Origin of the sequence: Frankia alni ACN14a, assembly GCF_000058485.1 — a bacterium.
Taxonomy (GTDB): Bacteria; Actinomycetota; Actinomycetes; order Frankiales; family Frankiaceae; genus Frankia; species Frankia alni.
Map to the genome: position 1 here is coordinate 7,252,590 of NC_008278.1, position 12,301 is coordinate 7,264,890.

10 protein-coding genes and 2 riboswitches are annotated in these 12,301 nt (G+C 72.8%); all 10 genes read left to right on the top strand.

Going from position 1 to position 12,301, the window contains the following annotated elements; genetic code table 11:
• Positions 1 to 180 precede the first annotated feature (180 nt).
• The 10 genes from fbaA to FRAAL_RS29100 all read left to right on the top strand — a co-directional run bounded on the left by fbaA (position 181) and on the right by FRAAL_RS29100 (position 12,259).
• Positions 181 to 1,218 (top strand): class II fructose-bisphosphate aldolase, encoded by a 1,038-nt coding sequence (gene fbaA, locus FRAAL_RS29050; protein ID WP_011607692.1) that lies wholly within the window; start codon positions 181 to 183, stop codon positions 1,216 to 1,218.
• Positions 1,219 to 2,224: 1,006 nt separating this feature from the next.
• Positions 2,225 to 2,428, top strand: a riboswitch (cyclic di-AMP (ydaO/yuaA leader).
• A 7-nt stretch (positions 2,429 to 2,435) separates the two neighbouring features.
• Positions 2,436 to 3,116, top strand: coding sequence for a transglycosylase family protein (locus tag FRAAL_RS29055; RefSeq protein WP_041939940.1), 681 nt, complete (start codon positions 2,436 to 2,438; stop codon positions 3,114 to 3,116).
• 464 nt (positions 3,117 to 3,580) lie between these two features.
• A riboswitch (cyclic di-AMP (ydaO/yuaA leader) is annotated at positions 3,581 to 3,782 on the top strand.
• Between the two features lie 2 nt (positions 3,783 to 3,784).
• Complete coding sequence (locus tag FRAAL_RS29060) at positions 3,785 to 4,507, top strand: transglycosylase family protein (protein WP_041939941.1); 723 nt, start codon at positions 3,785 to 3,787, stop codon at positions 4,505 to 4,507.
• 106 nt (positions 4,508 to 4,613) lie between these two features.
• The gene (locus FRAAL_RS29065; protein WP_041939942.1) at positions 4,614 to 5,051 is read left to right on the top strand and encodes a DUF3151 domain-containing protein; all 438 of its coding nucleotides are present in this window, start codon (positions 4,614 to 4,616) and stop codon (positions 5,049 to 5,051) included.
• 73 nt (positions 5,052 to 5,124) lie between these two features.
• Entirely contained in the window at positions 5,125 to 6,408 is a 1,284-nt protein-coding gene (locus FRAAL_RS29070) for an adenylosuccinate synthase (RefSeq protein ID WP_011607698.1), read from the top strand.
• Positions 6,409 to 6,513: 105 nt separating this feature from the next.
• Entirely contained in the window at positions 6,514 to 7,377 is an 864-nt protein-coding gene (locus FRAAL_RS29075) for a hypothetical protein (protein WP_041939943.1), read from the top strand.
• A gap of 423 nt (positions 7,378 to 7,800) precedes the next feature.
• Complete coding sequence (gene purD, locus FRAAL_RS29085) at positions 7,801 to 9,111, top strand: phosphoribosylamine--glycine ligase (RefSeq protein WP_011607701.1); 1,311 nt, start codon at positions 7,801 to 7,803, stop codon at positions 9,109 to 9,111.
• A gap of 3 nt (positions 9,112 to 9,114) precedes the next feature.
• Positions 9,115 to 9,639 (top strand): 5-(carboxyamino)imidazole ribonucleotide mutase, encoded by a 525-nt coding sequence (gene purE, locus FRAAL_RS29090; protein ID WP_041939945.1) that lies wholly within the window; start codon positions 9,115 to 9,117, stop codon positions 9,637 to 9,639.
• Positions 9,636 to 10,943 (top strand): adenylosuccinate lyase, encoded by a 1,308-nt coding sequence (purB, locus tag FRAAL_RS29095; RefSeq protein ID WP_011607703.1) that lies wholly within the window; start codon positions 9,636 to 9,638, stop codon positions 10,941 to 10,943. The genes purE and purB overlap by 4 nt, the downstream gene beginning before the upstream one ends.
• Positions 10,944 to 11,347: 404 nt before the next feature.
• Positions 11,348 to 12,259 (top strand): phosphoribosylaminoimidazolesuccinocarboxamide synthase, encoded by a 912-nt coding sequence (locus FRAAL_RS29100; protein WP_011607705.1) that lies wholly within the window; start codon positions 11,348 to 11,350, stop codon positions 12,257 to 12,259.
• Positions 12,260 to 12,301: the final 42 nt, after the last annotated feature.

A 12,301-nucleotide genomic window follows, 5' to 3' on the forward strand; every position in this document is an offset into this window, starting at 1 on the left:
GGGTCGATGACCGACTTTGTCCCGGCGACGTCGGCCGCATCCGACCACCCCGACGGGGCGAGCCGTCATACCCTTCGCCCACCAACAGTCCAACGGCGGTCTGCCGGCCCTGTCGGGCTGCTCAGCGCCGCCGTCCATGGCTGATCGGCGCCCCGACAGCTTCGACAAGGAGCCCCACCGATGCCCATCGCCACCCCAGAGACCTACGCCCAGATGCTCGACCGGGCAAAGTCCGAGTCCTTCGCCTACCCCGCGATCAACGTCACCTCGTCGCAGACCCTCAACGCCGCCCTGCGGGGATTCGCGGAGGCGGGCAGCGACGGAATCGTGCAGGTCTCCACCGGCGGGGCGGAGTACCTGTCCGGTTCGACGGTGAAGAACATGGTCCTGGGCGCGGAGGCCCTGGCCGAGTACGCCCACCACGTCGCGAAGGCCTACCCGGTCACCATCGCGCTGCACACCGACCACTGCCCGGCGGACAAGCTCGACACCTACATCCGGCCGCTCATCGCGATCTCGAAGGAGCGGGTCGCCGCCGGCCGCGAGCCGCTGTTCCAGTCCCACATGTGGGACGGCTCGGCCGTCGAGCTCGAGGAGAACCTCAAGATCGCCGAGGAACTGCTCGCCGACGCCGCCGCCGCGAAGATCGTCCTTGAGGTCGAGATCGGCGTCGTCGGCGGCGAGGAGGACGGCGTCGTCGGCGCGATCGACGAGAAGCTCTACACCACGCCGGGCGACATGTGGCGGACCGCCGAAGTCCTCGGTTCGGGCGAGAAGGGCCGTTACCTGCTGGCCGCGACCTTCGGCAACGTGCACGGGGTGTACAAGCCGGGAAACGTCAAGCTTCGTCCGACGATTCTTCGCGAGGGTCAGGACCACGTCGCCCAGAAGCTGGGTCTGCCGGCCGGATCGAAGCCGTTCGACCTCGTCTTCCACGGCGGCAGCGGCTCGGACCTCAGCGAGATCCGAGAGACCCTGGACTACGGCGTCGTGAAGATGAATGTGGACACCGACACCCAGTACGCATTTACCCGCCCCATCGTGGACCACGTCTTCAAGAACTATGACGGGGTACTCAAGGTGGACGGCGAGGTCGGGGCGAAGAAGGCATACGACCCGCGCACCTACGGAAAGCTCGCCGAAAGCGGCATGGCGGCCCGGGTGGCCCAGGCGTGCGAGGACCTCCGCTCCGCCGGCCGGTCCCTCAGCAGGGCATAGCACCGCCCGCTTCCGAGCCCGACCCGACCGCAACACTCCCGACCCGGAGGATGACACCCGGCGATCGCCGCGCCGGGTGTGCCGCCGGGCGCCGACCGGCCCGACCCGGGCACATCCGGGGCCGGGCCGGCTGATCTGTGGCTTTCCTCGGATCCGTCGGCTCTGTCAGCTCCGCCGGCCCCGGCCGGCACGTCGCCGGGACCGGCCCCGACGCGCATCGCCGTCCGTTCCGACGGCCGCGCGGTTTCCCGGCGGCACCCCGACGTCGGGACGAAGCGACCGGCACAGAACGGACATCCGGGAGATCCGCCCCATCGATCGTCCCGACGATGTCCCGTATCATGCGACCACCCGCGGTCCCCCAGTTGCGTCACGCGACTGGGGGACCACTGTCTTTCGCCGAGTGGTCCACCTCGGGTCCGTTGCCTGGTCACGCTTATCAGCAGCAGGTTTCGGCCAGATCGACCCACACGAGACGGACGTGCTACCGCATCGGAAGCCCCGCGCACCCAACCAGGACATCCTGCCCGGGAGCTGGGCCTTGGGGCCCCGCTACGCCGCCGCGTGCTTCCCGCAGCTGCATGACAAGGTCGTAAGTCACCACCAGGTTTCCGTTGTTTTTCTCACATGAGTAGGCTGGCCCGGACGAACCCGGGTAAGCGGCGCATTGCGCCCATCCGGCGCGCCGGGGCACAGTCGATGTTGCTTTCCCGCAGGTCACCCATTCGGCGTGATTCACCACGCTCCGCTCGCCATCACCCATCGGCAAACAGGGTGATCAGCCGGCCACAAATACCCCCGCCCGCGATAACGCCAGGTTGATGAGCGGGCGCGCACGCGCGATACCAGTCACCCCACGGGTGCTCAAGCAGGCGCGCCGACTGTGCTCTTTTTCACGTGACCTATTCAATGCTTGGCGACTCGCCGGCCGGCGTGGTTATGGTCTTCGCCGTGCCGACAACAACGTCCGGCATTCGTCGGGCGGCACGCCGAATCCTGCCCCCGGCCGACGATTTCGCCAGACCGGGCGGCAGGAACGGGGGAACCATCTCCGAGCGTCGAAGGGATTCGATGCTCTCGGGGTGAAGCCATGAGCGACGGACGCACCAGGGTCTTTCGGTGCGACGCACGTCCCCAGGAATCCCTGGCATGGCCGGGCAGTTCCCAGCCCGAATCCGACAGCTCACCTCGCAGGCGTGGGGAAGGACCACAAACATATGTCCGACGCACGTACCAGTGGCCGACAATGGAGCGCCGGCACCCGCATCCGGGCGCGGGCCCTCATGGTTGCTCCGGTTCTCGCGGCGGCGGTCGGCGGCACTCTTGCCGTCAGCCAGCCGGCCGAGGCGGCCAGCACCTGGGCGGGTCTGCGGCAGTGCGAGTCCGGCGGTGATTACACGACCAACACCGGAAACGGCTACTACGGCGCCTTCCAGTTCTCGGCCAGCACCTGGCACAGTCTCGGCTACTCCGGTCTGCCACACGAGGCGGCCCCGGCGGTCCAGGACGAGGCCGCCCTCCGCCTCGCCCAGCGCTCCGGCTTCGGCCAGTGGCCGGTCTGCGGTCGCGGCATGGGCGCCGACCAGCTCGCGGGCGGCTCGTCGGCCAGCGGCGCGGCGCAGGCGTCGCGCTCGGCGACGCGGGCCCCGCTGACCGCTCGTCCCGCCGCCTCCACCACCCCGAACTTCACCCGCAACCTCACGGCCGCGCTGGTCGGGCAGGACCGGGCCGACGTGCGCGCCTGGCAGACCCGGATGAGCCAGCTCGGCTACCCGATCGCGGTGGACGGCCACTTCGGGCCACGTTCGGCCGCCGCCGCCCGCTCCTTCCAGGGAAGCCACGGTCTGGCCGTCGACGGCATCGTCGGCCCGGCGACCTGGCACGCCACCTTCGGCTGAGCGCCGCATCACGCGCGGTAGCCATCCGGCCGATCGCCGCGCCGCCGAACGGCACCGTCCGCACGTAGTCCATCCGGCCCGGGACGCGGGGACGCGCGTCACGCCACCCGGACGACCTTCCCACCCCGGTGACACCGGCCAGGGGAGCTCACCGACTCGCCCCGACCGGCCCGCCCGGACGCCCGGACGATCTCCGCTGCGCGCTCCGAAACGGGCCGGTCGGCCACCAACTCCGCACCGGGCGCCGACGTCCGTCGTGGTGGTACCCCACGACGCCGGCGGCACACCCCGCCACCCGATCGGGCGGCACCGTCGGGCTCCGCCGTTCGCGCGTCCCAACCTGGTTACTCCGAACCACCCCGGTTTGCGCCCCCTGAACCGTTCTCGCTAGAGTGCCGATCACTCGCCACCCGGCGAGGTCGCTCGGACGGACGCCGAGTCCTGCCCGACGTGCGAGCGGCTGGTCCTAGTACGCACCGCAACGGGCAGGAGTGGGGGACCCACCATCCGGGCGTCTCTGACGCCCTTGGGGTTAAGCAGGCTCGTCCCAGCCATCCGGTGTGGGGAGAACGTTTCCCACGCAGTACCGACGGCCAGGGGCGGACCGGCCGGGCCATCCCAGCCCGCACCCGACAGCTCACCCCGCAGGCGATCGGGATTGGACTGACATGCCGTCAGGACGGCGTGGTGGTAGACATCGGGCCCCGCAGGCCCACTCGACCGCGGGTCGCATCCTTCGCACCACCGGCGCGGTGACGGCCATCGTCGGCAGCGGGCTCGCGGTCAGCACGGTCGCCGCGGCCCCGGCCGGCGCCGCGACCGCCGACGACTTCGCCAAGCTCCGCCAGTGCGAGTCCGGCGGGAACTACGCCACCAACACGGGCAACGGCTTCTCCGGCGGTTACCAGTTCGACGACCAGACCTGGCACGGCCTCGGCTACTCCGGCCGGCCTTACCAGGCCTCCCCCGCCACCCAGGACGAGGCCGCCGCCAAGCTCTACAACGCGCGGGGATGGCAGCCCTGGCCGTCCTGCTCGCGCAAGATGGGCCTGACGAACAACGGCCCGGCCGCGGTCGGCTCCGGTGACGTCATCGAGCAGGCCCTCGCCCCCGCCGAGCCGCCGATGACACTGGATCGCGCTCGCCAGGAGATGGGTGACAACTCCTACAAGGGCACCGTCCTCAACGCCGGTTACGGCAACGACGTCCGCCCGGACGCGTTCGTCTGGCAGGCCGCGATGCGCAACAAGAGCTTCCTGCTCACCGTCGACGGAAAGTTCGGTCCGCAGTCGCAGGGCATCGCCGCCCTCTACGGCTACCTGACCCGGGTCAGCGACGGCCAGCCCGGCGCCGTCGGCCAGAACCTGTGGAACGTCACCGTCCGGTCGTGACCCGCCGCGGCTGCGCACCACCCGCACACGGCCGGTCACCTCACCCGCACGGCAGGTCGCACCACCCGCACGGCAGGTCGCCACAGCCGTGCGGCAGGATGCATCCATGACGACGCCGTCCGACCCGGGCCGCAACCTGCTCTCGGGCCCGCCGCCGACGCTGCTGCCCTCCGACGCCATCGCCACCGACGCGCTGGCCGCGGGGGAGTCGCCGGCGGCCGTGGCCGCCGCCTCGCCCGCGCTCAGTGCCCCGTGGGCCGCCCTCGCCGAACTCGCGCTGGCCGGCGACCGGCCCGTCGAGGCGTACGCCTACGCCCGCACCGGCTACCACCGCGGACTTGACGCGCTGCGCCGCGCCGGCTGGCGGGGCACCGGGCCGGTTCCCTGGTCGCACGAGCCGAACCGCGGTTTCCTGCGTTCCCTGGCCGCGCTCGGACGCGCCGCGGCGGCCATCGGGGAGACCGAAGAGGCCACCCGCTGTCAGAACTTCCTCACCGACAGCGATCCCGCCGCCGCACGGGAACTCGGCTTCGACGGATCGTGAGTCCTCGGCGCCGGTTGGTCGCGGCATCGGCCGACCGGCCACGCGCGAGTGCCATCCCTAGTAACCTCGCCCGGTGCCCGCTCTCGTCCTCATCGGCGCCCAGTGGGGCGACGAGGGAAAAGGAAAGGCGACCGACCTTCTGGGCGGCGCCGTCGACTACGTCGTCCGGTACCAGGGCGGCAACAACGCTGGCCACACGGTGGTCATCGGGGAGGAGCGCTACGCCCTCCACCTGATCCCCAGCGGCATCCTGCGGGCCGACTGCGTGCCGGTGATCGGCAACGGGGTTGTGATCGACCCCGGTGTCCTGCTCACCGAGATGGACGGGCTCGCCGCCCGGGGCATCGACGTCTCGCGCCTGCTGATCAGCGCGAACGCCCATCTGATCATGCCGCATCACCGGGCGCTGGACCGGGTGACCGAGCGCTACCTGGGCAAGGCCCGGATCGGCACCACCGGCCGCGGCATCGGCCCGACCTACGGCGACAAGGTCGCCCGCACCGGCATCCGGGTCCAGGACCTGCTCGACCCGGGCATCTTCCGCAAGAAGCTCGAACTCGCGCTGCGGGAGAAGAACCAGGTCCTGGCGAAGGTCTACAACCGGCGACGGATCGAGGTCGACGAGGTCGTCGAGGAGTACGCCGCCTACGCCGAACGCCTCGGCCCGCACATCGCCGACACCGGCCTCGTCCTGGACCGCGCGCTGCGCGAGGGCAAGGTCGTGCTGCTGGAGGGCTCCCAGGGCACGCTGCTCGACGTCGACCACGGCTCCTATCCGTTCGTGACCTCGTCGAACCCGACCGCCGGGTACGCGGCGACCGGCGCCGGCATCGGGCCGACCCGGATCAACCGGGTCGTCGGGATCATCAAGGCGTACACCACCCGGGTCGGCGCCGGCCCCTTCCCCACCGAACTGGACGACAAGGTCGGCGAGGAGCTGCGGCGCATCGGCGGCGAGTTCGGCGTGACGACGGGCCGGGCCCGGCGCACCGGCTGGTTCGACGCGGTGATCGCCCGCTACGCGGTGCGGGTCAACGGCCTGACCGACCTGTTCCTCACCAAGCTGGACGTGCTGTCCGGCTTCGATCGCGTGCCGATCTGCGTGGGCTACGACATCGGTGGCGAACGGGTCGACGAGATGCCGATGACGCAGACCGAGTTCCACCACGCGCGTCCCATCTACACCGAGCTGCCGGGCTGGCAGGAGGACCTCTCCGACGTGCGGAAGTACGCCGACCTGCCCGCGGCCGCGAAGGACTACATCCGGACACTGGAGGAACTCTCCGGCGCGCCCGTCTCCGCGATCGGCGTCGGCCCGGGCCGCGACCAGACCCTGGTCATCAACGACCTGGTCTGACCCCGCCCGGCGCAACCCCGGGGTCGCCGCCCCAGTTGCACAACGCAGCGTTACCGTCGAGGCTTGAACGGTCACGTTAAGCGATGGCGGGTGGGGGTGAGGACGGTGTCCGGTGCGCAGGCCCGCCCGTCCAGCGACGATCACTCCGTGCCCGGCCAGATGCCGCCACCGCCCGCCCCGGCCGACACCCGCACCGCCGAGGCCCCCACCGGCGAGGCACTGGCCGGCGAGGCACTGGCCGGCGATGCCCGGGCGGTTCCCGACACCCGGCCGGCGCTGTGGGCGCCGGCGGTGCGGCACCGGTACCTGCGCCCGACCGACTCCGACGCCTGGCCGGTCGGGTTCTCCCCCACCGGCGAGGCGCTGCCGGAAACGCTCACCGACGTGCTGCTTCGGGGCAGCCACGCCATCCGCAGCTCGAAGCGGGCCGAGGCACAGCGGCTCGAACGCGCCGCCGCCGTCGCGAACCACGTCGACGCCCAGATCCATGACTTCCTGGACTTCTGTGCCGCGGAGAACCTGGTACCGCCGGTCACCGTGCGGGCCCGCGGCACCGTGGCGCGCCGGACCGCGGGCCGGCACGGCTCCCGGCCGCGCGCGGTCGTCGACCCGCAGGGGAGCATCCCGGCGCGGGTCGCGCCGGAGGCCGCCGCCGAGCCCGCTGCCGGGCCGGCACACCGGGTGCACCGCCGCGAGCGGCTGAAGGCCTGGCCGCTGCTGTACTGGCGGTGCGAGTCCTTCCCGGCCGCCGGGCGGTCGCTGCACCTGTTCGTCGAGCCGGGCGGGCGTGCCTTCGAGGGACGTGACGATCCGTCGCCGCTGACCGTGCTCGGCCGGGAGGTCCGCGTCTGGCCGGTCGACACGGCCGTCATCGTCGCCGGCATGGCCGAGGTGGACGCCCGCCGCTGCGCCCTGCACCTGGTGCACGGGATGGCCCATCTGCTGTGGCGCGCGGGCGTCGGTCTCTGATCGACCGACGCGGGCCGGCCTGCCGCGGACTGCGGTGCGTTTCGCCCGGTCCGAGCCCCCGGGAACGTGCACAACGCACCGCTTTGGCTGCCACGCAACCGGCACGGGACACCTGATGATCAGTTGCGCGCTAGGCTGGGGCCGTGACCCGATCCGACCGCCACGGCTCCCGGCCCGTTCCGGCGGTCGCGGGAGTGCCGCGCCCTTCGCCGTGCCCGCGCCGGTCCCCTTCTCCCGGCCCGGCGCCGCGCGCCGGGGACCGGTTGTGACGGCCGCCCGGGGCCGCCGCCTGCACCACGTTCCGCCGCAGCGCGGCCGCGGCCCCGCTGCCGCCGCCCGCGCCACGCCATCCCAGGCCGCCCGGCGAGGCCCCGGTGCCAGCCGGCGCGCGGCCGGTCGCCGCCCCCGCCCCGAGGTGAACAGATGAAAGTCCTGGTCGTCGGATCCGGTGGACGCGAGCACGCACTGTGCCGGGCGCTCGCTCGCGACCCGCGGGTCGACGCACTGGTCTGCGCGCCGGGCAACGCCGGCACGGCCGAGCTCGCCGAGCCCCGCCCGCTCGACGTCGCCGACCCGGACGCGGTCGCCGACCTCGCCGAACGGGTGGGCGCCGACCTCACCGTGATCGGCCCCGAGGTGCCGCTGGTCGCCGGCGCCACCGACGAGGTTCGCGCCCGCGGCCTGTCGGTGTTCGGCCCGACCGCGGCCGCCGCCCGGCTGGAGGGCAGCAAGGCCTTCGCCAAGGAGGTCATGCGCGCCGCGGGTGTGCCCACGGCCGCCGGCCGCGACCACACCGAGGTCGAGCCGGCGCTGGCCGACCTCGACGAGTTCGGGCCGCCGTACGTGGTGAAGTACGACGGGCTCGCCGCCGGCAAGGGCGTCACCGTGACCGAGGACCGCGAGGCCGCGGTCGCCGCCGTGCGGGCGAGCCTGCGCGGCCCGGACGACCGGGTCGTCCTGGAGGAGTACCTCGACGGGCCGGAGGTCTCCCTGTTCGCGATCGTGACCGAGGCCGGCGCGGTCCTGCCGCTGCTGCCCGCGCAGGACCACAAGCGGGTCGGCGACGGCGACACCGGCCCGAACACCGGCGGGATGGGCGCGTACACCCCGCTGCCCTGGGCGTCGCACGGGCTGACCGCGGAGATCGTCGCGACGGTGATCCGCCCGACCGTGGACGAGATGGCCCGGCGCGGCACCCCGTTCACCGGCCTGCTCTACGCGGGGCTCGCGCTGACCACCCGCGGCCCGCGGGTGGTGGAGTTCAACGTCCGCTTCGGCGATCCCGAGACCCAGGCCATCCTCGCCCTGCTCACCACGCCGCTGACCGACGTGCTGTCCGGGCGCCGCGCGCCGGTGTGGCGCTCGGGCGCCGCCGTCAGCGTCGTCGTGGCCGCGCCCGGCTACCCGGCGGCGCCGCGCCTCGGTGACCCGATCCGGGGGCTCGCCGCCGCCGGGGCGCTGACGGGGGTCGACGTGCTGCACGCCGGGACCCGCCGCGACGCCGACGGGCAGGTCGTCTCGTCCGGCGGGCGCGTGCTGTCGGTCACGGCGATCGGCTCCAACCTGGAGTCCGCGCGAGGATCTGCCTACGAGGCCGTCAGCCGGATCTCGCTGGCCGGCGCCCACTACCGCACCGATATCGGGGACCCGTCCCGGATGCGTCATGCGGCTGACGTACACCGCGCGGACACCGCGCCGGGCGAGGACCCGACGCGGCCGAAAGAGAAGGAGTAGACCGTGTCGCAGAGCAGCACCGGATCCGACCGTCCCCGAGTGGCCGTCGTCTTCGGGTCGCCGTCGGACACCCAGACGATGAGCAAGGCCGGCGCCACCCTGGAGCGCTTCGGCGTGCCGTACGAGCAGGTGTCGCTGTCGGCGCACCGGGCCCCGCGCACCCTCGCCGAGTACGTCGGCCAGCTTCGCGCCCGGGACATCTCGGTGGTCATCGCCGGGGCGGGCCTGGCCGCGGCGCTGCCCGGCGCCATCGCCGCGCTGACGACGCTGCCGGTGATCGGGGTGCCGATCTCCGGCGGGGCGCTGGACGGGATGGACTCGATGCTCGCCATCGCGCAGATGCCCCCCGGCGTGCCGGTGGCCACCGTCGGCCTGAACAACTCGACGAACGCGGCGATCCTCGCCATCCAGATCCTGGCGCTGTCCGACCCGGACCTGAGCCTCAAGCTCGCCGCGTTCAAGGACGACTTCGAGCAGGCCGCGGCCGACGCCCTGGCCACGGCAGCCGCCGCCGGCGCCCGGCCGTGATCGGCCGGTACACCCTGCCCGACATGGGCCGGGTGTGGTCGGAGGCGCACAAGTACGAACTGTGGTGCCAGGTCGAGGTGCTGGTGATGGAGGCGCACGCCGCCGCCGGCCGGATCCCCGCCGACTCCGTCGCGCCGGTCCGGGCAGCTCCCGCCCCCACGCCCGAGGCGGTCGCGGAGATCGAGGCCGTCACCCAGCACGACGTGATCGCCTTCCTGTCTGCCTGGGCGGACCGCACCGAGCCGCGCTCGGCCGCCGCCTACGTCCACTTCGGCATGACGTCGTCCGACCTGCTGGACACGGCGCTGGCCCTGCAGCTCGTCGAGTCGACCGACCTGCTGCTCGCCCGCGCGGACACCCTCGTCGCGGCGCTGCGCGACCTGGGGTTGGCCCACCGGGACACCCTGCGGGTCGGGCGCACCCACGGCATCCACGGCGAGCCGACCGTGTTCGGCCACCGGGTCGCCGACCTCGCCTTCGGCCTGGCCCGCTGCCGCGACCGGCTGCGCGCGGCCCGCGCCGACGTGGCCGTCGCGAAGATCTCCGGCGCGGTCGGGACGTACTCGAACATCACCCCCGACGTCGAGGCGTACGTCGCCGAGAAGCTGGGCCTGCGCCCGACGCCGGTGGCGACTCAGGTGGTGCTGCGTGACGGCGTCGCGAACTGGGTGGCGGCGCTGGCGGGGCTGGCGACGCTCTGCGAGGCGGTCGCGCTGGAGGTGCGCCACGGCCAGCGCACGGAGGTCCGCGAGCTGTCCGAGCCGTTCGGCTCCGGGCAGAAGGGCTCCTCGGCGATGCCGCACAAGAAGAACCCGATCATGTCGGAGCGGATCGCCGGCCTCGCCCGGATCGTGCGGGCCCAGTACGTCCCGGTCCTGGAGGGGGTGCCGCTCTGGCACGAGCGCGACATCTCGCACTCCTCGACCGAGCGGATCGCCCTGCCGGACGCGGCGGCCGGCGTCGACTACCTGCTGCACCTGACGACGCGACTGGTCACCGGCCTGGTCGTCGACACCGGGCGGATGCGGGCGAACCTCGATGCCACCGGCGGGCTGGTCTACACCTCGGCGGTGCTGCTGGAGCTGGTCGAGACGGGCCTGTCCCGTGAGGACGCCTACGCCGTCACCCAGGCGGCGGCGATGGAGACCTGGCAGACCGGCGTGCCGTTCCGCGAGACCCTGCGCAAGCACGCCGGCGACCGCGGCCTGCCCCTCGACGAGGCCCGCCTGGACGAGGTCAGCCGCCCCGAGCGCTACACCGAGCGCCTCGGCCCCGTCTTCGCCGCCCTCGCCGCCCTCACCTGAGAGTCGGCGGCCGGCGGCCGGCCAACGGCACCGGCTCCCCGGGCGCAGGGCCACGACCGCCCGTCCGGACGGCCACCGCGCCGGCTTCCTGCTTATCCAGAGGGTTCCGCGCCCGATTCATCCCTCTGGATAAGCCGGCAGTCGGGGACCTGGACGGCGCCGGCCAGGGTTGGTCCAGGCGGCGCGGTCCCGGTTGTCTGCCGCCTCCATCCAGTCTCCTGCCGTCACCTCGGCCTGCATCGACACGTCCGGCGGCATCCATGCTCGGTGGCGGGTGCCGGCGACGCAGGTCGGCGGCGGATCGTCCGACCTGTACCGGACACACAAACGGACAAATCGTCACGCGGGCATGGCGCGGGACGCACCAGGCCACGGGTGGTGTCCGGGGTCGGTACGGTCGGGGCATGCCGCTGACACATGAGGAGTTCGCCGGACTCACCCACCTGGGTTCGGGCAAGGTACGGGAGCTGTTCGCGGTCGGGGACGACGCCGTGCTCCTGGTCGCCAGCGACCGCATCTCGGCGTTCGACGTGGTCCTGCCGACCGAGATTCCCGACAAGGGCGCCGTGCTGACCGGGCTGTCGCTGTGGTGGTTCGACCAGCTCTCCGACCTCGTCCCGTCGCACGTCATCAGCTCGAACGTGGACGAGTACCCGGCCGAGCTCGCGCCGTACACCGAGCAGCTGCGCGGCCGGTCGATGCTGTGCCGCCGCCTCGACATGGTGCTCATCGAGTGCGTGGCCCGCGGCTACCTGACCGGCAGCGGGCTGAAGGACTACCAGCGCACCGGCGCGGTCAGCGGGCATCCGCTGCCGGCCGGGCTGGTGGACGGCAGCCGGCTGCCGTCGACGATCTACACTCCGTCGACGAAGGCGCCGATCGGCGAGCACGACGAGAACATCAGCCGCGCGGACGCGGCCGGGCGGGTCGGCGCCGAGCTCGCCGCCGAGCTGGAGCGGCTCACCCTGCAGATCTTCGGGCGGGCCAGCGACCTCGCGGCCGAGCGGGGCATCCTGCTCGCGGACACCAAGTTCGAGTTCGGCCACGACGCCGAGGGCACGCTGCGGCTCGCCGACGAGGTGCTCACCCCCGACTCGTCCCGGTTCTGGCCGGAGGACACCTGGTCGCCGGGCGTCTCCCAGCCGTCGTTCGACAAGCAGTACATCCGGGACTACCTGACGAGCACCGGCTGGGACAGGACCGAGCCGGGGCCGGAGCTGCCGGACCACGTCGTCGAGGCGACGCGGGCCCGCTACGTCGAGGCCTACGAGCGGCTGACCGGCATCTCCTTCAAGGACTACCTCTCCACCTCCTGAGAACCTTCTGGAGGCCCCTGCCTCCAGAAGGACGGATGGTGG